The organism is Pedobacter gandavensis (genome assembly GCF_032677645.1).
GTDB lineage: Bacteria > Bacteroidota > Bacteroidia > Sphingobacteriales > Sphingobacteriaceae > Pedobacter > Pedobacter gandavensis_A.
This window is the reverse complement of record NZ_JAVTSB010000003.1, coordinates 213,709-236,861: the sequence shown is the minus strand read 5'-3', so window position 1 is coordinate 236,861 and position 23,153 is coordinate 213,709. Positions and strand designations below refer to the sequence as shown.

18 protein-coding genes are annotated in these 23,153 nt (G+C 41.1%); 7 read left to right on the top strand and 11 right to left on the bottom strand.

What is annotated here, in order from left to right:
• Positions 1–8: 8 nt before the first annotated feature.
• From secDF to R2Q66_RS06815, 3 genes are all read right to left on the bottom strand, one after another.
• Positions 9–2,963, bottom strand: coding sequence for a protein translocase subunit SecDF (secDF, locus tag R2Q66_RS06825; protein WP_316747262.1), 2,955 nt, complete (start codon positions 2,961–2,963; stop codon positions 9–11).
• Between the two features lie 113 nt (positions 2,964–3,076).
• Positions 3,077–3,562, bottom strand: coding sequence for a dihydrofolate reductase (locus tag R2Q66_RS06820; protein ID WP_316747261.1), 486 nt, complete (start codon positions 3,560–3,562; stop codon positions 3,077–3,079).
• The gene (locus R2Q66_RS06815; RefSeq protein ID WP_316747260.1) at positions 3,559–4,353 is read right to left on the bottom strand and encodes a thymidylate synthase; all 795 of its coding nucleotides are present in this window, start codon (positions 4,351–4,353) and stop codon (positions 3,559–3,561) included. Before R2Q66_RS06815 ends, R2Q66_RS06820 begins: the two co-directional genes overlap by 4 nt.
• Before the next feature lie 223 nt (positions 4,354–4,576).
• Here R2Q66_RS06815 and ispE point away from each other — a divergent pair, with 223 nt between their 5' ends.
• The 3 genes from ispE to R2Q66_RS06800 are packed head-to-tail and all read left to right on the top strand — an operon-like array spanning position 4,577 to position 6,989.
• Positions 4,577–5,380 carry a 4-(cytidine 5'-diphospho)-2-C-methyl-D-erythritol kinase gene (gene ispE / locus R2Q66_RS06810; RefSeq protein WP_316747259.1) on the top strand — a complete coding sequence of 268 codons (804 nt, stop codon included), beginning with the start codon at positions 4,577–4,579 and terminating at the stop codon, positions 5,378–5,380.
• 6 nt (positions 5,381–5,386) lie between these two features.
• Positions 5,387–5,803: an OsmC family protein gene (locus tag R2Q66_RS06805; RefSeq protein ID WP_316747258.1), complete on the top strand. Its 417-nt coding sequence runs from the start codon at positions 5,387–5,389 to the stop codon at positions 5,801–5,803.
• A 4-nt stretch (positions 5,804–5,807) separates the two neighbouring features.
• On the top strand, positions 5,808–6,989 hold the full coding sequence (locus R2Q66_RS06800) for a trans-sulfuration enzyme family protein (RefSeq protein WP_316747257.1): 1,182 nt from the start codon (positions 5,808–5,810) through the stop codon (positions 6,987–6,989).
• Here the strand turns inward: R2Q66_RS06800 and R2Q66_RS06795 are convergent, their stop codons facing one another.
• The 5 genes from R2Q66_RS06795 to tgt all read right to left on the bottom strand — a co-directional run bounded on the left by R2Q66_RS06795 (position 6,990) and on the right by tgt (position 13,412).
• Positions 6,990–7,268 (bottom strand): hypothetical protein, encoded by a 279-nt coding sequence (locus R2Q66_RS06795; RefSeq protein WP_316747256.1) that lies wholly within the window; start codon positions 7,266–7,268, stop codon positions 6,990–6,992. It lies immediately after the preceding gene.
• Positions 7,269–7,271: 3 nt separating this feature from the next.
• Complete coding sequence (locus R2Q66_RS06790; RefSeq protein ID WP_316747255.1) at positions 7,272–10,082, bottom strand: hypothetical protein; 2,811 nt, start codon at positions 10,080–10,082, stop codon at positions 7,272–7,274.
• 201 nt (positions 10,083–10,283) lie between these two features.
• Complete coding sequence (locus tag R2Q66_RS06785; protein ID WP_316747254.1) at positions 10,284–11,177, bottom strand: DMT family transporter; 894 nt, start codon at positions 11,175–11,177, stop codon at positions 10,284–10,286.
• The gene (locus R2Q66_RS06780; protein ID WP_316747253.1) at positions 11,178–12,281 is read right to left on the bottom strand and encodes an LptF/LptG family permease; all 1,104 of its coding nucleotides are present in this window, start codon (positions 12,279–12,281) and stop codon (positions 11,178–11,180) included.
• Positions 12,282–13,412 (bottom strand): tRNA guanosine(34) transglycosylase Tgt, encoded by a 1,131-nt coding sequence (tgt, locus tag R2Q66_RS06775; protein WP_316747252.1) that lies wholly within the window; start codon positions 13,410–13,412, stop codon positions 12,282–12,284.
• Positions 13,413–13,541: 129 nt separating this feature from the next.
• On the opposite strand from tgt, the gene R2Q66_RS06770 reads away from it, so the two are divergent.
• From R2Q66_RS06770 to R2Q66_RS06755, 4 genes are all read left to right on the top strand, one after another.
• Positions 13,542–14,663: a glycosyltransferase gene (locus tag R2Q66_RS06770; RefSeq protein WP_316747251.1), complete on the top strand. Its 1,122-nt coding sequence runs from the start codon at positions 13,542–13,544 to the stop codon at positions 14,661–14,663.
• Positions 14,654–15,286 carry a 16S rRNA (guanine(527)-N(7))-methyltransferase RsmG gene (gene rsmG, locus R2Q66_RS06765; RefSeq protein WP_316747250.1) on the top strand — a complete coding sequence of 211 codons (633 nt, stop codon included), beginning with the start codon at positions 14,654–14,656 and terminating at the stop codon, positions 15,284–15,286. Before R2Q66_RS06770 ends, rsmG begins: the two co-directional genes overlap by 10 nt.
• 553 nt (positions 15,287–15,839) lie before the next feature.
• Positions 15,840–16,931: a DNA-processing protein DprA gene (gene dprA / locus R2Q66_RS06760; RefSeq protein ID WP_316747249.1), complete on the top strand. Its 1,092-nt coding sequence runs from the start codon at positions 15,840–15,842 to the stop codon at positions 16,929–16,931.
• Between the two features lie 152 nt (positions 16,932–17,083).
• Entirely contained in the window at positions 17,084–18,445 is a 1,362-nt protein-coding gene (locus R2Q66_RS06755) for a pyridoxal-phosphate dependent enzyme (RefSeq protein WP_316747248.1), read from the top strand.
• Between the two features lie 102 nt (positions 18,446–18,547).
• Here R2Q66_RS06755 and murA read toward each other — a convergent pair whose 3' ends face one another.
• From murA to R2Q66_RS06740, 3 genes are all read right to left on the bottom strand, one after another.
• Entirely contained in the window at positions 18,548–19,873 is a 1,326-nt protein-coding gene (murA, locus tag R2Q66_RS06750) for a UDP-N-acetylglucosamine 1-carboxyvinyltransferase (protein ID WP_316747247.1), read from the bottom strand.
• 39 nt (positions 19,874–19,912) lie between these two features.
• Positions 19,913–20,617, bottom strand: coding sequence for a DUF4290 domain-containing protein (locus R2Q66_RS06745; RefSeq protein WP_316747246.1), 705 nt, complete (start codon positions 20,615–20,617; stop codon positions 19,913–19,915).
• A gap of 212 nt (positions 20,618–20,829) precedes the next feature.
• Positions 20,830–23,136: an ATP-dependent helicase gene (locus tag R2Q66_RS06740; protein WP_316747245.1), complete on the bottom strand. Its 2,307-nt coding sequence runs from the start codon at positions 23,134–23,136 to the stop codon at positions 20,830–20,832.
• Positions 23,137–23,153: the final 17 nt, after the last annotated feature.

Below are 23,153 nucleotides of genomic sequence, written 5' to 3'. Positions count from 1 at the left end.
AAGATTTCTTATTTGTTCTTACCTAAATCGATAACGATAGGGGTAGAGATACACAATGAAGAGTACGTACCGATGATACGACCGATCAATAGTGCGAAGATAAATCCGCGGATACTTGCGCCACCGAAGATGAAGATCACAAGTAATACGAAGAATACGGTTAATGAAGTCAAAATAGTACGACTCAACGTGCTGTTTAGGGCAAAGTTGATCAGTTGATTACGTTCTTCACCATGTAAGTCTTCTTTTCCTGTTTCCGCTAATTTCTCACGGATACGGTCAAACACAACTACAGTTTCCGTCATAGTGTAACCCATTACCGTTAAGATCGCGGCGATGAAATCCTGACCAATCTCTAGTGAGAAAGGAAGCACACCGTCTAAGATCGTGTAGAATGATAGTACTAATAACACATCATGGAATAACGCGATTACCGCACCTAAACCATAATTCAGTTTCTTAAACCTCACTACGATATAGATAAACATCACTAGACAAGAGAACAAGATTGCTCCGTAAGCTCCGTAAACGATATCACTTGCAATGATCGGACCTACCTTTTCATTACTTTCAATTTTATAAGGAACACCAGTTTTAGCCAGACCTTCATTAAGGGCCGTTTCTACTAATTTATCCGCACCATTATCCTGATCGGTGATATGGTAAGTAGTGGTGATTTTTAATTCGTTGTTTGCACCAGCAGTTTTCACTACAGTTTCCGACTCAGGGAATACTGCGGCTAATTTCGCTTTTACATCTTCCGTTTCCATTCCTTTATCGAAGTGAACGATATACGTTCTACCACCTTTAAAGTCGATACCTAAGTTCAATCCACCATTTTTGAAGTAGAAGATGAAACCTAATACGATGATCGCTGTAGAAATGCTGTAATAAATTTTTCTATGTCCTACGAAGTTAAACGCGATGTTTTTGAACGCATGGATGGTGTATTTATTACCGAAAGTAATGTTTGCTTTTTTCTCTAATAACCAGTCGAACACTAAACGTGAGATCAATACTGCACAGAATAATGAAGAAAGAATACCAATACAAAGTGTCGTTGCAAAACCTTGAACCGGACCAGAACCGAAGATGTAAAGGATAGCACCTAATACAAATACAGTAACGTTTGAGTCAATGATTGAAGACATCGCATGTTTGAAACCTTCTTTAATTGCAACCGGAGTTGGTTTACCTAAGTTCAGCTCTTCTCTTACACGTTCGAAGATCAGGATGTTCGCATCTACGGATAAACCGATTACCAATACGATACCTGCGATACCTGGCAAGGTCAGTACAGCACCCAGTGAGACCAGGATACCCATGATAAAGAATAAGTTGATCACCAACGCAAGGTTAGCTACCCATCCTGCTTTATTGTAATATAAAGCCATGAATACTAAGATCACGATAAAGGCAAGTACAAAAGAGATCAGACCATCATGGATCGCCACTTCACCTAGAGAAGGACCAACCACGAATTCACCAACGATTCTTGCCGGAGCTGGAAGCTTACCTGCTTTTAAGATGTTGGCTAAATCTTGTGTATCATTTACGGTGAAGTTACCAGTGATAGAAGAGATACCGTTAGGAATTTCGTTCTGTACAGTTGGTGCAGAGTATACCGTGTTGTCTAATACGATTGCAATAGATTTTTTGTTGTTTGGATCAGCAGCTGCTTCCGCAGTGATTTTTTTCCATTTTGTAGCACCATCACCAGTCATGTACATGGTTACTTCTGGTCTGCCTTTCTGATCGTAATCATGACGGGCATCGCTGATCGCATCACCACCTAAATCTGGTTTGCCATCCATTGAAGTTGCTTTGATTGCGTACAATTCGAAAATCTTAGCACCACCAGTCGTTGTAACGTCCATTGGTTTAACACTCCACATGAACTTGAAGCTCTGAGGAATGATCGAAGCTACTTCTGGTCTTTTAAAGTAAGAATTTACTTTAGCAGTATCTTTTTGAGCTACCCAACCAACAACCGGACCCGGACGTAAGGAAGTCTGTCCGTTTTCGCCCTGGTAAGTAGGTACGTTTAATACAGAGAATAATGGGTTAGATTTTGCAAGGTCTTTGTTTTTCAAAGCTGCAGAATCTTTAGTGTCTTTATTTTTAGCAAGACCAGCAAGTTTACTTTCTGATTTCGCAGCAGTATCTGTACCTGTTGTAGCTACTTCAGTAGTTTTAATCGTTGAAGCTAGTGTCTTGTTGATGTTTTCTAATACCGGATACACTTCCTCATTGTTGTACACCTGCCAGAATTGTAATTCTGCAGATCCCTGCAATAATTTGTGAACCCTTTCTTTATCCTGAACACCTGGCATCTCAATCAGGATACGGTTAGTACCTTCAAGTTTCTGCATGTTAGGACTCACTACACCGAAACCATCGATACGGCTTCTGATGATCGTGAAGGAACGGTCGATTGCGCTTGTTGCTTCTTTAGACAAATAGTTTTTAACTTCTGAATTGCTGGCGTTAGCTTTAAGCAATTTAGCGTTGTCCTGATTTGAAAAGTAATCAGCCAGTTTAACATCCGGAGAAAGTTTCTCAAACTCATTCACGAAAATAGCGATGAAATCTTTTCCACCTGCATTTAGTTTCTCCTGAGCAATTGATAGTGCTTTGTTGAAATTAGCATCATCAGGATTACCAGCTAATGACTTAACCAGTTCCGCTAACGAAATTTCCATCGTCACGTTCATCCCACCTTTAAGGTCTAGCCCAAGGTTAATTTCTTTACCTTTACAGAACTGGTAGTTAAATCCAAAAACAGGATAAACCGGCACTGTGGCCATGGAATCTAAATAAGCTTTTTCCTTATTTAAGTCACCTTTGGCATAAGCCTTTGCGTCTTTTTCAACTTTCGAAGTGACAAAGTTGAATGAGAGAGAATACACACAGACAATACCTAGTAGTATTGCCATAAATTTAATAAAACCTTTACCCTGCATTTGTTTGTAATTATTAGTCTATATAAGCTATATATTTTTTTAACAAGTCGGCAAATCTAATTATTTTTTTAAATAATAGACCACCTTCTCAATTTTTTATTGCCGGAGCTTAACTATTTGCGTTCAAGCGTTGAAAACGTATAAGCTACCTTGTTTTTCTCATCCGGAAGGTGATTTTCTGTACTAACCTCATCCCATTCTTCCAGATCAATTTCGGGAAAGAAAGTATCTGCTTCATAGGTTTGGTGTACTCTGGTCAGGTAAATCCGGTTTGTGAGCGCTAAAGCGTGGTTGTAGAGTTCGGCACCGCCGATGATAAAAACCTCCTCTGTACCTTCGCATAGGGCTAGTGCCTCGTCCAGACTATTGGTGATTTCTGTTCCCGGAAGCTCCAGCTCCGTATTTCTGGTAATCACAATATTACGTCTGTTGGGAAGCGGTCTGCCGATAGAATCATAGGTTTTTCTACCCATGATGATGGTGTGACCACTGGTAATGTCCTTGAAATGTTTTAAGTCTGCTGGCAGATGCCATAACAATTGGTTGTCTTTACCGATGGCATTATCTTCGGCAATGGCGACTACAATGGAAACGATCATATGGCAACAGCTCCTTTAATGTGGGGGTGTGGTTCGTATCCCTCCAGGTTAAAATCTTCAAATTTAAAATCCATCAGGTCTTTGACCTCCGGGTTAATCTTCATGAGCGGTAATTTTTTTGGCTCCCTGCTCAATTGCAGTCTGGCCTGGTCTATATGGTTATTGTACAAGTGGGCATCACCAAGCGTATGAACGAAATCTCCGCATTCGAGTCCGCATACCTGGGCAACCATCATGGTTAATAAGGCGTAAGATGCGATATTAAACGGAACTCCCAAAAAGATATCTGCACTTCTTTGGTACAATTGACAGCTTAGTTTACCATCTGCAACGTAAAACTGGAAAAAGGCATGGCATGGCGGTAAGGCCATTTCTTCGATATCGGCCACATTCCAGGCAGATACAATAATCCTTCTGGAATCCGGATTGCTCTTGATGGTTTGGATGATCTGGCTGATCTGATCGATTTTACGTCCGTCAGGTGTTGGCCATGAGCGCCATTGTGAGCCATAAACAGGTCCGAGGTTGCCATCAGCATCCGCCCATTCATCCCAAATCTTAACACCATTATCTTTCAGATATTTTATATTGGTGTCTCCGCTTAAAAACCAAATCAGTTCGTGGATGATAGATTTCAGGTGTAATTTCTTGGTAGTCACCATTGGAAAGCCTTCCTGTAGGTTAAACCTCATCTGATAACCAAAAACGCTGATGGTTCCGGTTCCGGTGCGATCATGTTTCTGTGCGCCATGATCCAGCACATGCTGCATTAAATCTAAATATTGTTTCATGTATTGGCAGTATTCTTTGGCCTGCAACCAGATGTTTGCAAGATTTTATTTTTTAAAAATAGTATTTTTTTTAGGAAAGAATTTGAATTCTATCCTATAGGGTGTACCTAGCCCGCGCAAAAGTAAGTAAGTAAATAAAATTTTAGCTGCTTTCCTGAATTTTTAATTAATATATAACATGAGGAATTTGATTTTGTAAGTTTGTGTCACAAAATCAAAATGGATGCTTGCCTTTGCTAACGCTAAAATTAACCTTGGTTTACAGATAACCGGAAAACGTGCGGATGGATACCATAATATTGAAACCGTTTTTTATCCGGTGAGGCTATACGACGTAGTCGAGACCCTGGATGCGGAGGTTTTAAGCTGTACCGTTGAAGGAATCGACGTTCCGGGAGCAGTAGCAGACAATATTTGTCTGAAAGCTTACCAGCTGTTAAAACAAGATTTTGACCTTCCTCCACAACACCTTTGTTTGTTGAAAAACATCCCGGTAGGGGCAGGATTGGGTGGCGGTTCAGCGGATGGCGCTTTTATCATTAAACTCCTGAATGATAAGTTTAAACTCGGACTTACCATTCCTCAAATGGAGGATTACGCCAGAAAACTGGGTGCAGATTGCGCCTTTTTTATCAGGAATGAACCCCGGTATGCCGAAGGAAAAGGCGATGAGTTTACAGAGATTGAGGTAGACCTTTCCGCTTATTTTGTGGTCCTGGTGAAACCTGATCTCCATGTTTCTACAGCCGAAGCTTATGCAGGAATAAAGGTTACAGACCCTGCTACATCGGTAAAAGATTTAATACATTTGCCATTGAGGGAATGGAAAGCGAATCTGAAAAATGATTTCGAGGCTTCAGTATTTTTGAAGTACCCCGAAATTGAAGCGGTCAAAGCGCATCTTTATCAGCAGGGAGCAATCTACGCGGCCATGAGTGGCAGCGGATCGGCAGTATATGCCATATTTGAAGCAGCAGTGCAACTTCTTGAACTCGAAAGAACCAATAAAGTATTTTATAACGTTTAGTGAATTATGGAAATCAACCTGATAAGAAAAAACGATAAATTTAATTTTGAAGCAGAAAATCCTAGCGGTTTCAAGGTAGAAATGGATGCAAAACCGGAGATCGGTGGGGAAGGAAAGGGTTTTCGCCCAATGGAGATGCTGTTGATCGGCCTTGGCGGATGCAGCGGAATCGACATGGTGAATGTCCTTACTAAACAAAAAGAACCACTGGATGATGTGAAAATCAAAATCACGGCAACCAGAAAAACGGACGAAATGCCTCCGATATTTGACGTAGTCAACATTCATTTCGATATGTATGGGGATTTAAATGCGCTAAAGGTAGAACGTGCATTAGCCCTTACTTTCGATAAATACTGCTCAGTATCCAATATTTTAGGACGCTCGGCAACGATCAACTTTACATATACTATTCATCAATAACAAAATGCAAGAAGAGAACCAAGAAGATAATTTCGAAACCCTGGCCATACGCTTACAAGCCGAGAGAACCCATTTTAAAGAGCATTCTGTGCCCTTGTACCTGACTTCAAGCTATAAGTTTGACGATTCAGAGGAAATGCGCGCTTTGTTTGCAAATGAGAAGGAAGGCAACGTTTACAGCCGTTATGCCAATCCGAATACTTCTGAATTAATTGATAAAATGGCCGTTTTAGAAGGCGCAGAATCAGGATGGGTAACGGCAACCGGTATGGCTGCTATTTTTACCACATTCGCTGCTTTCTTACAATCCGGCGATCACGTACTGGCCAGCAGATCTGTTTTTGGATCTACGCACCAGTTACTAAATAATATTTTCCCAAAATGGGGGATTACCTATACCTATGCGGATCTGGATAAACCAGAACAAATGGAGCAAGGGATTCAGCCAAATACCAAAATCATTTTTGTAGAAACACCTTCTAACCCTGGAATCGATATTATCGACCTGGAATGGTTGGCGAAACTGGCAAAAAAACATGGGGTATTATTGGTGGTTGACAACTGTTTTGCAACACCATACCTGCAACAGCCTATTAAATTGGGTGCAGATATTTCCATCCACTCGGCAACTAAGTTTATCGACGGACAAGGTCGTACACTAGGTGGCGTGATTTTAGGTTCAAACAAACTGATCCTGGAAATCGAAGCTTTTGCCAGACATAGTGGGCCTGCAATGTCACCGTTCAATGCCTGGTTATTGTCGAAAAGTTTAGAAACTTTAGCTGTTCGTATGGACAGACACTGCGAAAATGCTTTGAAAGTAGCTGAATTTTTAGAAAGTCATCCACGCATTAAAAAAGTGAGATACCCGTTCTTACCATCTCACCCTCAGTATGACATTGCTAAAAAGCAAATGAAACAAGGTGGTGGTATTGTTACCTTAGTGATTGAAGGTGGCGCAGCAGCAGCCGGTAAATTCATGGATAACCTGAAAATGTTCTCGATTTCTGCAAACCTTGGTGATACCAGGTCTATTGCTACACATCCTGCAACCAGTACTCATTCGAAATTAACGGAAGAGCAAAGGCTGGAGGTTGGTATTGAACAAGGATCTGTTCGTTTGTCAATTGGATTAGAGCACATTAATGATATCCTTGGGGACATCAAACAGGCGCTAAACTCATAATTAGTTAATATAATCGCGATCTTCATCGCTGATCGATTTTTTAGGTTCCTCTGGAGTTTCCAGGGGACCTTCTTTATCATAAGTACTGATGGTAACTTTCGGTCGCCCGGCCATATAACCCAGTATAAAGCCGATAAAAGTACAAACCCCAATCACCAACAGCTTAGAAACTTCTGCTGCTCCAAAGATGAAATCGAACTGGACTTTATCCGTGTTGATCATTAAAAAGACAGTGATAAGGACGGTAAAGATGATGATGAAAATGGTTTTGGCACGCATGTGTTAAAAGCTATAATTTAAAATTAGTTCTAAGATAGGATTTTGGTGATACATTTTGTTTACAAAAACCACTCTGGCCCCTACATCCACCACCGGTTGGTAGCGAAGTAAGTTCATACTACTACGCAATTCGAAGCCAAAAGTTTTAGGCTGACCCAGATTTGTATCTTCTCCAAGGTTTTCATAATGACAAAATAATCCGCCGCGAAGGTCTCTGACATAGGCCAATGCGCCCAGTTCCGCATCCGGAAAAGCAATGGGGAAACGATAGTTCAGCAGTAAAGTGTTTTTAAGAATATTGACTGCCGGAATGTTGTTGTAACCGTAAACCGTATTGATTTGCTGGTCGAATTTTCTGATGCCTGAACTGCGTTGAATACTGAAATTGGCCAGAAAAGAATGATTTCTGGCGAAACCCGGAAAATAAAGAAAACTTTCTGCGGCAAAAAGATCACCAGCTAATTGCTGGTCAAAAGGCTGATGCAAATAAGTAAACCTCAGTACCTGGGCCCACTTAGGAGCAACATCTCTTTCCGATTGCCTGATGGTATGGGTAAAGCTAAAGCTGTATTCCATCGGGAATTTCAGGGTCCTGATGTAATTATTCGGCATGTTTTCGGGGGCATACCTTTTGGTATAGCCAGTTGCCGTAGTAAAGGAGAAGTTGTAATTGTGGTTTAAGGCGTTGATGCTGAGGGGTAAAGTTGCGGCTAACTGAATATCATTTTCCCGCCAATCGCCCTGCTGCACTCCCTTTGAACTGTTGTAAAATGCCCTTCTGGGTCTGTTTCGGTAGGTAGCTCCCAATATCGGGTAAAACCCTTTGTAGGTAAAACCAGCATTGTATTCAAATCGGCCAAGGTCACGGAAGTAATTGACGCCCGCAAAAACATTCATCGTATTCAGTAGATTGTCGGAGTTGATTTGTAGTCCGCCACGGTACTCATCTTCAATAACCGGGTTGATACTGTGCACCTGGAACAGGCTTTTTAAGCCGCCATAAGGTTTAGAAGTATAGCTGCTGTCGGGAATATGTGCAAACACATTGCCCGTGTTTTCCTGTTTTGCCGCCGCTTCCCCCAGAAAAACAAAGTGGTTTTTCCCCGGGGATTCCGGTTCAATGTTACTTTCTGCAACTTCATAGCCCGCAATTCCATAGTTGTTAAAAACCATAGATTTTTCATCAGCAGAAAAAGCCGGATTAAAAGCCCCGTATTTGGCGGCGCTTAACGCGCTTATCTTTTTTGTACCGGACTCAATATAGTAAATGTTGTCAATTCCGTTATAGTGCGCGTTAAAGGCGATCCCTTTAGAAAAGTAAACCGGTCTGCTCAGTTGCTGTTGCGTAGAAGGAATCAATATCTCCGTTTTTCCATTGTGATCCTGCTGACGTAATTCCTTTCCTTGCTCTGTTACGGAAATAAAGGCCACTGCTGTGCCATCCGGGCTGAAAGACGGGGTTTGCAGAATCAGGTTTTCCGGGTTCGGATAAGTATGCAGGATTGCGCCCGTTTTGGCATCCAGTTCTACCAGATTGGCCTGATTACTCAGGTCGTACCTCACCGCAATTACTTTTTTCCCATCCGCAGATAAAGAAGGGGAGAAGAGCCTGCTTCGGGAGCTGAGTTTATGAACCTTGCCGCTTTCTAAGTTATAGCTGTTGATTACACTGTAACTGCGTTGTTTGTATCTGGGGTCATATCTGATCTCATCCCAAACTAAAATCCCATTTACATAGCTAAACCAAGGCTGTTCCTGTAGCCCGATGTAAAGTAGTTTTCTTTCTTTTTTATCCTGATTAAGGATCACAAAATGAGGAGTTTCGCCCTTACTTTGTTTCAGCGTCAGGATCTCCTGATCATTGATTTTGAACGGCAAAAAATAGCTGGTCGCGTAGTTTGCTTTCTCATTGAGTGAAGGGTAAGCTTTTGAAGGCGTTTGCGCTGCCTGTGCGGTCCATTCTTCCCTCAGTTTTTTCGTATTTTCTTTAAACCAGTCCGTAGTCCCTCTGCCGCTGAATTTCTTCAGGCTTTTAGAAAAGGGATAAAGGCGGACAGGATGCTGTTTGATGTCGGTAAGGACACTGTCGAACACGAGTTTCCCTGCGTTTTCCCGAATGCGGGAGGCCAGCGTATAACCGAGTTGGTAATACCCGGGAGTCAGGTCTTTTTCTGAATCGAAATTAGATTTGGTATAGGAATAGTTTTTTCCTTCCAGCAGTTGTGTCCTGTATGGCATGATCCAGGAAGGAATCCTTCCGCGACCGGCATTCGTCAGCGAGGTTTCCGTACTCACCGCATCTCCCTCGAAATACCATAGCGGGATACTTACGCCAAGCCAGGCGAAGTAAACCGTTTCCGGAAATGGATGTGCTTTTCCACCGGTAAGTTTATCAAATTGGGCCACATGGCGAAGCTCATGTACCGCAAGGTTATTTAGCCAATCCTGACTGTCGAATTGCTGTGGGGGGGTGGTATAGAATTCTGATTTTTTAGGTGCCAGCTGCACAAAGCCATTTGCAATAACCCCACGATTTTGAAGCAGAATAGGAATACTGGCCTTTTTTTCGCCCAGACTTGCCCCTACATAGGGATAAATGGTCTTAATCGTATTCGACATTCGCTGCGCTTCTTTCTCCAACTCTATCGGGTAGATAATCCGGAACCCTGAAGCATTAATTTGTCTCCATTTTACACTTAAGGGGTTCTGTTCTGAGTTGAAAATCTGGGCAAAGCTGGCCGGTCCGGTTAAACTAAGCAATAATGAAGCGGTAATGCTGAGGATTAACGGCTTATTTAAGGGGTATTTCTTCATTATTTGCTTTAAGGATGGTTTGGTTTTTTAGCTTTCAATTCTTTTCATCGTTGAATACTCCTGTGCTCCCTTTTTATCGGAAATGCCGGAAGTTTATGCCCCGGGTTTACACCTTTGGAGGTCAGGGATTATGCCCGAAATATAGGTATTTTTTTGTAGATGAAAAGGGGTGTTTTGAGGGGGAGAAATACGCGGTTTTAACTAATTCAGGCTCCGGCGTTTTTGGTAAACCGGATATAGGAAGACCGCACCTATAATCAGGATGGCACCGGCATAAAAGCCAACCGACATGGTTTCTTTTGTTCCAAAGAAAAGGAAAGCCAGAATAATCCCGTAAACAGGTTCCAGGTTGGTGATGAGTGCCACACGAAAGGCAGATAGGGTCCGCATCACAGAAACGCCCGCTACATAAGCCAGGGCAGTACAAATGGTACCCAATAACAGGAGGTAAGACCAGTCAGAAATACTCAGGTCAAATTGTTCAGTAAGTAATGATTGATCAAATAAACGGTAAAGCGTGATCCAGCACAGCGCACCTGCCATTTCATAAAAACCGATGATCTTTGGGTCGCTTTTCTGTACTAAAGTAGAATTAATGGTAGAAAATAAACTGGAACATAGTGCCGACAATAAACCCATCGTAATGCCAAGCGTATAGCCGGACTCGAATTTAAAGATCATATAAATCCCGAGGATAATGATCAGTCCGATAACCACATCAGGAATCAGAATCGGCTTTTTCTTAATCAAAGGTTCCAGAATCGCAGTAAACAGCGTGAAAGAGGAGAGGCAAACCAGGGTCACAGAGACGGTGGAAACCTTAATGGCGTAGAAAAACAGGATCCAATGCAGGGCAACAATACTTCCGGTAAAGAAGAACTGCATAAACTGTTTCCTGGATACCTTCAGACTGGTTTTGGTACATAGAAAATAAATAAGCAAGCTGAGAGTGGCGATCAAAACCCGATACCAGACCAATTGCACGGCATTCACAGAGATTACAGCGCCTAAAATGCCTGTAAAGCCCCAGATAAAAACGGTTGCATGTAAAATTAACAGGTTTCTTTTTGGAGAATTCTGAACCGTAGCTGCCACTTATTTTGGTGCTTTTCGGAGTAAATAATAGCCCAGTAAACCGAAAAAGATAGTCGGTACCATGACGGCCAACAAGGGAGAAATTCCGCCTTTCAGGGAGAACATCTTCGCAAACTGGTTCAGTACAATATAACCGAAACTTAAAATAATACCTATTCCTAAAGGTAATCCTACTCCTCCACGTACCTTTCTGGAAGACAGTGCAACCCCGATCAGGGTCAGTACGAATGCGGATAAAGGTTGTAAGTATCGTTTGTAACGTTCAAATAAAAGGTCGTTCATGATGCCTGAGCCCCTGATTTCTTCCTTTTTAATCTTTTCAGAAAGGTCTTTGTTAGACAGGTTTTCATAGATATTATCATAGGCTGAGAAATCATCCGGACGCATATCCAGCACCGTATCCTTGGTTTTGTTGCTGCCATTAACCATGGTTTCCTTTAAGCCGTCAATATTCCTGATGGAATAGTTGGTTAGCTTCCAGGAGCGTTTCAAAGAATCCCATTTGATCTCATCTGCTACGATTTTCTTCGTCATCACATCACCTTTGAAGTTGTCTAAAGAAAACTGTGTTCCGGTTTTAGTCTTATTGTCGAAGTTCTTCATGTAGATATAAGTCTTCGCATCCAGTTTCATGTGGATGTCTGCTTTACTACTTGGGTCATTCTTCTTAATAAAAGTGTTTTCGAAGTTGTTTTTAATCTGGTTGGTATAGGGAAGGATATACAGGTTGGAACCCAGGTTAAACGCGAAAATGATGAATGCGGAGACAAAATAGGGAAGGAGAAAGCGGTTAAAGCTTACTCCTCCACTTAAAATAGGTACAATTTCCGTCTGATCGGCCATCTTTGCCGTAAAAAAGATCACGGCAATAAAGTTGATCAGCGGAGAAAGCATATTGACATAAAATGGGATAGACCCTGCATAATAGAGGGAAACCACTTGCCAGAAGGTCAGGTTATTACCAAGGAAGTCGTCCAGTTTCTCTGAAAGATCAAAGATGACAATGATGACGACAAAAAGCGTCAGGGTATAAAGGAATGTACCCAGATACTTACTGATAATATACCAGTCGATGATTTTAATCCTGCCTTTTAAAAAGTTCATTTATAGTTTATTACCTAATATGGTCACCATTTTGTTTTTCCAGGCATAAAACTCGCCACTGATGATTTTCTCTCTGGCAGTATTCACTAGCCACAGGTAGAAATGAAGGTTGTGTAAGGTTGCAATTTGTGCACCTAACATCTCTTTCGAGTGCATTAAGTGTCTTAAATAAGCCTTAGAATATACCTGATCCGCATATAAATCACTTTCCGCATCAATAGGAGAGAAATCATCTGCCCATTTCTTGTTGCCGATATTGATGATACCGTTTCTGGTAAACAACATGCCGTTTCTTGCATTTCTGGTTGGCATTACGCAATCAAACATATCTACACCTAAAGCGATGTTTTCTAAAATGTTGATCGGCGTACCTACACCCATTAAGTAACGGGGTTTTTCATACGGTAGGATGTCGCAGACTACCTCTGTCATGCCATACATCTCTTCCGCAGGTTCTCCAACAGATAAACCACCAATTGCATTTCCCTCACGGTCCATACTGGCAATAAATTCCGCTGATTTCTTTCTTAAATCCTTATATACAGAACCCTGTACAATAGGAAATAAAGTCTGACTGAAACCGTACTTAGGTTCTGTAGAATCAAAACGCTTGCAACAGCGTTTCAACCAACGGTGCGTCATATTGATCGAGTTCGCCGCATATTTATAATCACATGGGTATGGCGTACATTCGTCAAATGCCATGATGATATCTGCACCGATAGTACGTTGGATGTCCATCGCATATTCCGGTGTAAATAGGTGTTTCGAACCATCGATATGAGAACGGAAAGTTACACCTTCCTCTCTAATCTTATTTACTTTACTCAAAGAATAGACCTGGTAACCTCCGCTATCTGTTAAAATCGGGCGGTCCCAGCCAATGAATTTATGCAATCCACCGCTTCTTTCAATAATGTCTAAACCTGGTCTCAGGTATAGGTGATAGGTATTCCCAAGAATAATCTTGGCGTCAATATCCTCTTTAAGTTCTCGTTGATGAACTGCTTTAACAGTCCCGGCCGTGCCTACAGGCATGAAAATAGGAGTTTGTATCTCCCCATGATCTGTTGTTACTGTTCCTGCTCTTGCCTTTGAATGTGTATCTTTTGCCTGTAAGGTAAATTTCATAAATCTGTATGCTCCACTAAAATCTGCCAAAAATAGCAAAAATAACGCTATAAATGGCCCTAAATTTTTATCCACATAAAGGAATTTACAGATTAAAAACCTGAAATTTGGAGGGTACAAAATTATAACGTGGAATTAACCTTACTAGAGACCTGCCTGCTGGGCGCATTCATCTTCTGTTTCCTAATACAACTATACTTTAGCCTGTTTGTTCATCTGAAACTTGCATTTTATCCCGTAGAACCTATCCCTGAAACGGCAAAAAAACCTTTAAGCGTGGTCATCTGTGCCCGCAATGAAGTCGAAAATCTTACTGCTTACCTGCCTTCTGTACTATCGCAAAACTACCCTGATTTTGAGGTGATTGTAGTGAACGACCGCTCCTGGGATGGCACAAGACAGCTTTTAGAAAACTTTGCAAAACAACATAGACGACTGAAAATCGTCACCATTGGAGAAGGGGAGAAGTTCATTGCCGGAAAGAAATTTGCGGTAACCATGGGCATCAAAGCGGCTTCCAACGACTGGTTGGTATTTACCGATGCAGATTGTTTGCCTGCTTCAGAAAACTGGTTAATGGGCATGCAACAAAGTGAAAATCCTGAAATAGACATCGTTTTAGGGTATTCCCCATACCTGAGAAGAAGAGGGATTTTGAACGCATTAATTCGTTTTGAAACCTTTTTTACTGCAGTAAATTACTTGTCGTACGCCATTAAAGGGATGCCTTATATGGGTGTCGGCAGGAATATGGCTTATAAAAAGACGCTTTTCTTTAAGAATAAAGGTTTCGCAGCACACATGCACATTCCTTCCGGGGATGATGATTTGTTCGTGAATGCAAATGCTACAGCCGCCAACACAGAAATCCGGATCAATAAGGATGCTCAGGTATGGTCGGAGCCAAATACGAGTTTCGGGGCTTACCTGCGACAAAAAAAGCGTCACTTCGGTGCCGGAAAGTTTTATAAGGGCAAACATAAGTTCATTCTTTCCTGTCAGATTATCTTTCAGTTTCTGTTTTATGCTTTCTTTACGGCATTACTGTTCTTTAAAGCCACTTTATACCCTGCATTGGGTATCCTGGGCTTCAGTATTTTAATCCGTTGTTTTATCTATCCCCGCATTTTAAAGCGGCTTAATTATAGTGATTTAAGGTGGTGCTTCCCGATTCTGGACATTCTCTTATTCATTTTCCTCGTGTTTAATGGCATTCTGTCTATATTTGTAAAAAAGGTAAAGTGGAAATAAGATCAACGCTAATACAAGAATATTTTAAAGATCTGACTGAAGAGCAAATTGCTCAATTCGATCAGTTATATGATTTATACAGTTTCTGGAATGCCCAGATCAATGTGATCTCCAGAAAAGATATTGAAGAGTTATATGTTCGCCATATCCTTCATTCTTTGGGAATTGCTAAATTCTGTACATTCAAGCCTGGTACAAAGGTGCTTGATGTGGGTACTGGTGGTGGTTTTCCTGGAATTCCGCTGGCTATTCTATTCCCTGAAACAGAGTTTCACCTGGTAGATTCTATTGGTAAAAAGATCAAAGTAGTAACAGAAGTTGCTGCTGGTCTGGGCCTGAAGAATGTGAAAGCAAGTCACCTTAGAGCAGAACAGGTTACTGATAAATACGATTTCGTAGTGTCAAGAGCTGTGACGCGCCTGATTGACTTCTATCCATGGGTACAAGGTAAGTTCAATAAAGATTCCAAAAATGCAATTGCAAACGGGATTCTTTACCTGAAAGGTGGGGATTTAGCAGAAGAAATTAAAGAATCAAGATTGAAAGCAGAACTTTATCCGCTTGCAGATTACTTTAAAGAAGACTTCTTTGAAACGAAGTTTGTCGTGTATATTCCGCAATAGTATCTTCTCTTTGTAAGAGGTAAGAAAAAAAGCAGTGACTCTTTTCATCCCCGAATATTTGCTGAAGGGCAAATCTTCGAATGTCTTTAAAGAGCTTCTGCTTTTTTTTTACCCTGCGGCTACATGCGGTTCATCGCGGGAAAAACGGAATTCAGTTCAGGCGGGTTAATTGACAGGTTAAAGTAAATCGCTGATTTAAATGATTGGCGTTAAAACAATTCTTTAGTTATTACCTTCATTTACTTTAGCTCCGGATTTTCCCTTGCCGCTCGATTCTCTATTTCACCTCCCGGTTTGTCATTGCCCATCAATTCTTCCCTTTCACCTCCCAATTTGTCATTGACCCCCCAAATCTGGTGTGATTAACAGGCCCTTCAAATTATGTAGTATCCGTAAGTAAAAAGAGGTTTTGCAAAAATCGACATAGGAAGTTTTGCGCTTCTTCAGCGCAAAAGATTCCCGTCGATGTTGCCGAAACCTCTTTTTACGACAAGGAAGATCAGAATTTCAACAGGCATAGTGATAATCCAACAGATAACACATAAGTTAGCTGATGAACTTAATTTATAAAGTTGCCCTAAGCATGATCCAGAACGTGGGTCACATCACTGCAAAGCACCTGTTAACCCATTTCATCACGCCCGAAGCGATTTTTAAAGCTAGCAAAGCAGCCTTAATGCAGGTTCCTGGTGTAGGCGCGATCACTGCGCAACACATTTTAGGCAAGGAAGCCTTGCTTAAAGCCAAAGAACAGCTGAAATTTATCGAGAGATACCAGGTACAGGTATTGTTTTATACCGATGATAATTACCCTTATCGGTTAAAGAACTGTGAGGATGCACCGATCTTGTTGTATTATAGAGGAACTGCCGACCTGAATCACCCACGTATCATTAGTATAGTTGGCACCCGTATGGCTACCAGCTACGGTAAGCAGCTCTGTAAGCAACTGGCAGAAGTGCTGGCACCTTATGAGGTGTTGATTGTGAGTGGACTGGCCTACGGCATCGATGTGAACGCGCATCAGGAGAGTTTAAACCAGGGCATTGCAACGGTGGGCGTTTTGGCACATGGCCTGGACCGGATGTATCCTCAGGTACATGGCCCTATAGCTAAAAAAATGCTGTTAAACGGTGGACTGCTCACAGAATTCCCTTCCCTTACCAATCCTGATAAGGAGAATTTCCCTAAGCGCAACCGCATTATAGCGGGGATTTCTGATGTGACGATTGTAGTAGAGGCAGCATCTAAAGGAGGGGCGCTTATTACTGCTGATCTGGCAAATTCTTACCATAGGGATGTTTATGCCTTTCCCGGCAGGACTACAGACCTTTATTCGGAAGGTTGTAATTTCCTGATTAAAACCAATAGAGCCGGACTGATCAGTCACGCAAAGGACCTTCCTTACTTTCTGGGCTGGGAAGAACCTGTAAAAAAATCGGTCGCTATCCTGGAAGAGGAACCCTTAGCACTTGATGCGGTGGAATTGAAGATTTTAAAGTTACTAAAGGTTTCAGATCTGGAGATTGATGAGCTGGCGCGGAAATTAGAACTTCCACCAGGGAAGCTGTCTTTGCATTTATTGAACCTGGAAATCGAAGGCTTATTGATTTCTTTACCGGGTAAGCGCTATCAACGGTGTTAAGATATTCTTTCCTTACCTATATAATAGATGGTAAATAAGTCTATTGGACTAGTAGATTAAAATATTATTTTGTTTGTATTGAGATTGCAATATTAAATAGTGAATTATGATTTATAAATAGAATTCTAAGGACCAATTTGTATTTTTGTAACATGTGGTACAATAATATTTTGGAAACCATTGGCAATACGCCATTGGTAAGATTGAATACAATTACAAAGGAAATTCCGGCTACGGTATTGGCAAAAATCGAAACCACTAACCCTGGGAATTCGATTAAAGACCGTATGGCACTTAAAATGATTGAAGACGCGGAGAAGAGCGGTAAGCTTAAACCGGGTGGAACCATCATCGAAGGAACATCTGGAAATACCGGAATGGGACTGGCTATGGCGGCAATTATTAAGGGCTATAAATGTATTTTCACAACTACAGATAAGCAGTCTAAGGAGAAAGTTGATGCTTTACGTGCTTTTGGTGCGGAAGTTATCGTTTGTCCGACGAACGTAGAACCTGAAGATCCAAGGTCTTATTATTCCGTTTCTTCGCGTTTAGAGCGTGAAGTTCCGAATTCATGGAAGCCAAATCAATATGATAACCTGGCCAATTCTCAGGCACATTACGAGCAGACCGGACCAGAAATCTGGGCACAAACTGAAGGTAAGATCACGCATTTAGTGGTAGGAGTAGGTACAGGTGGTACAATTTCCGGTACAGGAAAATACTTGAAAGAGCAGAATCCTGATATTAAAGTATGGGGAATTGATACTTATGGCTCTGTATTTAAGAAATATAAAGAAACAGGAATTTTAGATAAAAATGAGATCTATCCTTACATTACTGAGGGGATTGGGGAAGACTTTTTACCAAAGAATGTAGATTTTGACGTCATTGATCTTTTTGAGAAAGTGACAGATAAAGATGCAGCGCTGATGACACGTGATATTGCACGTAAAGAAGGCATCTTTGTAGGTAATTCAGCAGGGTCGGCTATTGCCGGACTATTGCAGTTGAAAGATAAACTGAAACCAGAAGATGTGGTGGTAGTGATCTTCCATGACCATGGAAGTCGTTATATGGGTAAAATGTACAATGAAGATTGGTTGAGAGAACGCGGTTTCCTTAAAGATGAAAAACTGACTGCAAGGTCAATTCTTGCGAAGAAAGAATCGGCAGAAATCGTGACTATTGATTGTGAGAAAAGCATTTTAGAGGCCATCAACAACATGAATACCTTAAATATTTCTCAGATTCCGGTTACTCAACAGGGGATGGTAGTAGGTAAAGTGGCAGAAAGTGATATCCTTAAAGCACTTTTAGAGAATCCTTCTTTGAAATCAGCTCCGGTAAAAGAAATCATGTCGGCTACTTTCCCTTTTGTAGATATGAATACTTCAATTGATAAGATCTCTGGATTGATCAATAAAGAAAATTCTGCGGTATTGGTAGAAGACGAGCAAGGTAAGATTGAAATTATCACGCAGTATGATATCATCAATGCGATTTCAGCATAAGCTACATATTCATTAAGCATAAAAAAACTCCCTGAAATTCAGGGAGTTTTTTTATGTCTTGTTATTTTTGAGGCTCAACAATTACAAGCCTGTATTTTAATACTAATGACTTGGTGCCGAAGCGTCAACACGTTTAATCTGCGCACCAAGGGCACGTAGACGAGTGTCAATGTCTTGATACCCACGTTCAATCTGCTCAATATTGAAGATTGTTGATTTTCCTTCAGCAGATAAAGCAGCGATCAATAAAGAAACACCTGCACGGATATCCGGAGAAGTCATGCTGATACCTCTTAATTTATATTGCTTGTTGATTCCGTTTACTGTAGCTCTGTGTGGATCACAAAGGATGATTTGCGCACCCATATCGATCAGTTTATCTACAAAGAACAGACGGCTTTCAAACATTTTCTGGTGAATCAATACCGAACCTTTAGCCTGAGTAGCCACAACCAATACGATACTCAATAAGTCGGGAGTGAATCCTGGCCATGGAGAATCTGAGATGGTTAACATGGAACCGTCAATAAATGATTCGATTACATAATGTTTCTGAGAAGGAATGAAAATATCATCACCTCTAAGTTCAAATTTGATACCTAGTTTTCTGAAGACTTCAGGAATAATACCCAGTTCAGAATAGCATACGTCTTTGATGGTAATTTCTGATTCAGTCATTGCGGCAAGCCCGATGAAAGAGCCGATTTCGATCATGTCAGGTAGCATACGGTGTTCTGTACCACCTAATTTGGTTACACCTTCAATGGTTAGTAAGTTAGAACCTACACCAGTGATTTTTGCGCCCATGCGGTTCAACATTTTACAAAGTTGCTGTAAGTAAGGCTCACAGGCTGCATTGTAAATCGTTGTGATTCCTTCGGCCATAACAGCCGTCATCACAATATTTGCAGTACCGGTTACAGAAGCTTCATCCATCAGGATATAAGCACCTTTAAGGGCAGTTGCATCTACGTTAAAGAATTCTTTTTTGGCGTCATAAACGAATTTCGCACCTAGTTTTTCAAAACCTAAGAAATGCGTATCCAGTCTTCTGCGGCCGATTTTATCGCCACCTGGTTTAGGAATTGCTGCCTTACCAAAACGGGCCAATAGTGGACCGACGATCATAATAGATCCTCTTAAACTACCGCCTTTAGCTTTAAATACATCACTTTGGAAGAATTCCAGGTTGATGTTCTTGGCTTCAAAAGTATAAGTGTCTTTTGATAAACGTTCTACGGTTACACCAAGGTCTCCTAAAAGTTCAATTAGTTTGTTCACATCTTTAATATCAGGGATATTGCTGATGGTAATTTTTTCTTCAGTTAATAAAACTGCTGAGATAATTTGTAGGGCTTCATTCTTAGCGCCCTGAGGTGTGATTTCACCTTTTAACTTTTGTCCACCAATTATTTCGAATGCATTCATGTTGTAATAAGCTTGTATAGTATTGTAAATTGGTAAGAACTAGTGACGTGGTTTTGGATTATTATTGTTGCGCTGAGGGCGGTTGCTGCTACTATTGCCAGTGCTGCTTTGTCTGCCTTTACCGTTGTTGTTATTATTGTTGTTGTTTTGTCTGCCGCGGTTATTGTTGTTCGCAGGTCTGGCTACTACAGGCTTAAATTCAACCTTAGCAAGGTTTACATTTTCGTCTAATTGTAGTTGTCCGCCTGATAATTCGCGTAAGTTTTTCAAGATAGTTTCATCCGCTACACTGTCTTTGTTCCAGGTTACGTAAGCCATTTTCATGAAATTCGCGATACCTTGAACCATTGCAGCTCTGCGTTCCGGATCGTCAACCGCTTTGGCTTTTTCGATCATCGTCTCCACAGTTTTACCGTAATGTTTATAGGTGATTTTTTGCTGAGGATAGCCGATATGTTTCGGTTTCACCAGGGCATCTTCCGGTGTAGGCTTAGGGTATGGGCAGTCTACATCGATTTTATAACCTGAGATAATGTGTAAGTGATCCCATAGCTTGTGCTTAAAATCGGCAACATCACGTAAATGGGGGTTTAAGAATCCCATAAGATCTATCACCGCCTGAGCGTATTTATTACGTTCTTCAAGGTCGGGTAATTCAATAATGTACTTCACCATGTTCTGTACATTACGGCCGTATTCGGCGAGGATTAACTCGTTTCTTGTGGTATTATAATCGAAATTCATCTGTATAATTATACGTTATTATTTTTATGTGCGACCGGTTTTGCGAACCGGCCGGCCCTTTTGGGCGTATTAAATCTTCTTGAGTAGGTTAAATTTGCTAAATGCCGGTCGTATCAGGTGATAACGGGATAAAGCCATATTTTGTATAATCGTTATTAAAATAACAGTAATCCCGATGCTATAAACACATCCGGATTCTGTAAAGATATATTTTATTTAACAATTCGCAATTTAGCAAATTTTAATAATAACTGCTTATTACCCAGACCTTGAAAAAATACCGTTGCTTTTACATCAGGTAAACTACCTTCCAGACTCACAATTTTACCGAAACCGAACTTCTCATGTTCCACTTCCATTCCATTCTGAAACAGGTTGGCGGCATCAGGAGCGAAACCGGGTGTAGGAATGTGCGCTTTAGGCAATACTGATGTTTTAGGCCTTGTTGCTGTAGAGGTGCCGGTTGTGGTACCCGAAGCAGCAGGTTTAGGCTTGCTGAAACTATCTCTTTGCTGCGTCCAGCTTCTGCGTTCCGAAGAAAAGCTATCGTCGCCGGTAACAGGTTTAGCAGATTTTGGTACTTCAATCTCCAGGTAACGTGGATTGATCTCTTCGATAAAACGACTCGGCTCACAGTTCGTCAGCGTGCCCCATCTGTATCTCGAAGTGGAATAGGTCAGTGTAAGTTTCTTTTCTGCACGGGTAACCGCCACATAAAATAACCTGCGTTCTTCTTCCAGATCAGATCTCGAATTTAAAGACATCTGAGAAGGGAAAAGGTTTTCCTCTAAGCCAACTACAAACACATTTTTAAATTCCAGACCTTTAGAAGAGTGAATGGTCATTAAAGATACCGTGTCTACATTCTTGTCATTTGATTTATCATCATTCGTTAACAAGGCGATATCCTGCATAAATACTTCCAGACTACGGTCTTCGATATCTTCACGTTCTCCAAATTCCTTGATACCGTTTAATAATTCCTGTATGTTTTCATGTCTTCCACGACCTTCATCAGTCATGTCGGAATGTAATTCTTTAAGAATTCCGGAGTGTTGTGCAATGTATAATGCCGCTTCATAAGCATCCAGTTTCTTCGCTTCCACGGTGAAACTCTTGATCATCATGGCGAAATCATTCAATTGATTGGCAATTCTTCCGGCAATATATTGTTGTGGGTTACAAACTACTTCCCACATGGTGATGTTGTGTTCGTCTGCGGCAACCAATAATTTCTCTACAGTAGTATCTCCAAGCCCTCTTTTTGGGTAATTAATCACCCTTTTAATGGCTTCTTCATCACTAGGATTGAAGGTTAAGCGGAAATAAGCGATTAAATCCTTGATCTCTTTACGTTGGTAGAAAGACAGACCGCCATAGATTTTATAAGGAACATTAAGTTTTCTTAAACCTTCCTCCATTGCTCTGGATTGCGCATTGGTACGGTATAAGATGGCAAAATCATTGTAGTTATAGCCTTTAGAACTGCGTTCCTGAATGATGGCTTCCGCTACAATTTTACCTTCCTCATTGTCCGTAAATGCACGCTGAACCCTGATCCTATCGCCAGCCTCATTGTCAGAGAATACATTCTTTTCCAATTGGTTTTTATTGTTGGCGATGATGCTGTTTGCAACTTCTACAATATTTTGAGTAGAGCGGTAATTCTGCTCTAATTTATAAACTTTCAGATCTGGATAATCACGTTCAAAGTTCAGGATATTCTGAATATTTGCACCCCTGAAGGCATAGATACTTTGCGCATCATCACCTACCACACAGATGTTCTGGTAAGCTGCTGCCAGTTTTTTCACAATGGTATATTGGGAAAAGTTGGTATCCTGGTACTCATCCACCATCAGGTATTTAAATTTCTGCTGGTATTTGTTGAGTACATCAGGGTGGTTTTTCAACAATACATTGGTCTTAAACAATAAATCGTCAAAGTCCATTGCACCTGATTTGAAACAACGTTTGGTATAAGTTTCATAGATCGCACCGATTAGGGGGCGTTTATTGCTGATGTCTTCCGCCTGAATTTCTGCGTTTTCCATGTATTCCGAATAGGAAACCAGGTTGTTCTTCGCAGAAGAGATTCTGTTGTAAACGAAATTCGCATTGTAAAGCTTGTCGTCCAGCTGCATCTCGCGTAGGATCGCCCTGATCAGACTTTTACTATCGTCTGTATCATAGATGGTGAAACTGGAAGGATAGCCGATTTTTTCTGCCTCTACCCGTAAAATCTTCGCAAATACGGAGTGAAAAGTTCCCATCCAGATATTTTTTGCTTCTGCACCAATCACTTTCATGATTCGCTCGCGCATATCTTTAGAGGCTTTATTCGTAAAAGTAAGCACCAGAATATTGAATGGATCAACTCCTTTTTCAATCAGGTGAGCTACTCTATAAGTAATGACACGTGTTTTTCCGGAGCCGGCACCTGCGACAATCATTGCTGGTCCCTGGGTGTTTTCTACTGCTGCGCGTTGTTGGGGGTTTAATCCTGCTAAATAATCCAAAATGCTATCCTGTTCTG

Coding starts and splice junctions, on each gene's coding strand:
- secDF (WP_316747262.1), bottom strand. CDS start 2,963: ATGCAGGGTAAAGGTTTTATTAAATTTATGGCAATACTACTAGGTATT.
- R2Q66_RS06820 (WP_316747261.1), bottom strand. CDS start 3,562: ATGATCGTTTCCATTGTAGTCGCCATTGCCGAAGATAATGCCATCGGT.
- R2Q66_RS06815 (WP_316747260.1), bottom strand. CDS start 4,353: ATGAAACAATATTTAGATTTAATGCAGCATGTGCTGGATCATGGCGCA.
- ispE (WP_316747259.1), top strand. CDS start 4,577: ATGCTTGCCTTTGCTAACGCTAAAATTAACCTTGGTTTACAGATAACC.
- R2Q66_RS06805 (WP_316747258.1), top strand. CDS start 5,387: ATGGAAATCAACCTGATAAGAAAAAACGATAAATTTAATTTTGAAGCA.
- R2Q66_RS06800 (WP_316747257.1), top strand. CDS start 5,808: ATGCAAGAAGAGAACCAAGAAGATAATTTCGAAACCCTGGCCATACGC.
- R2Q66_RS06795 (WP_316747256.1), bottom strand. CDS start 7,268: ATGCGTGCCAAAACCATTTTCATCATCATCTTTACCGTCCTTATCACT.
- R2Q66_RS06790 (WP_316747255.1), bottom strand. CDS start 10,082: ATGAAGAAATACCCCTTAAATAAGCCGTTAATCCTCAGCATTACCGCT.
- R2Q66_RS06780 (WP_316747253.1), bottom strand. CDS start 12,281: ATGAACTTTTTAAAAGGCAGGATTAAAATCATCGACTGGTATATTATC.
- tgt (WP_316747252.1), bottom strand. CDS start 13,412: ATGAAATTTACCTTACAGGCAAAAGATACACATTCAAAGGCAAGAGCA.
- dprA (WP_316747249.1), top strand. CDS start 15,840: ATGAACTTAATTTATAAAGTTGCCCTAAGCATGATCCAGAACGTGGGT.
- R2Q66_RS06755 (WP_316747248.1), top strand. CDS start 17,084: ATGTGGTACAATAATATTTTGGAAACCATTGGCAATACGCCATTGGTA.
- murA (WP_316747247.1), bottom strand. CDS start 19,873: ATGAATGCATTCGAAATAATTGGTGGACAAAAGTTAAAAGGTGAAATC.
- R2Q66_RS06745 (WP_316747246.1), bottom strand. CDS start 20,617: ATGAATTTCGATTATAATACCACAAGAAACGAGTTAATCCTCGCCGAA.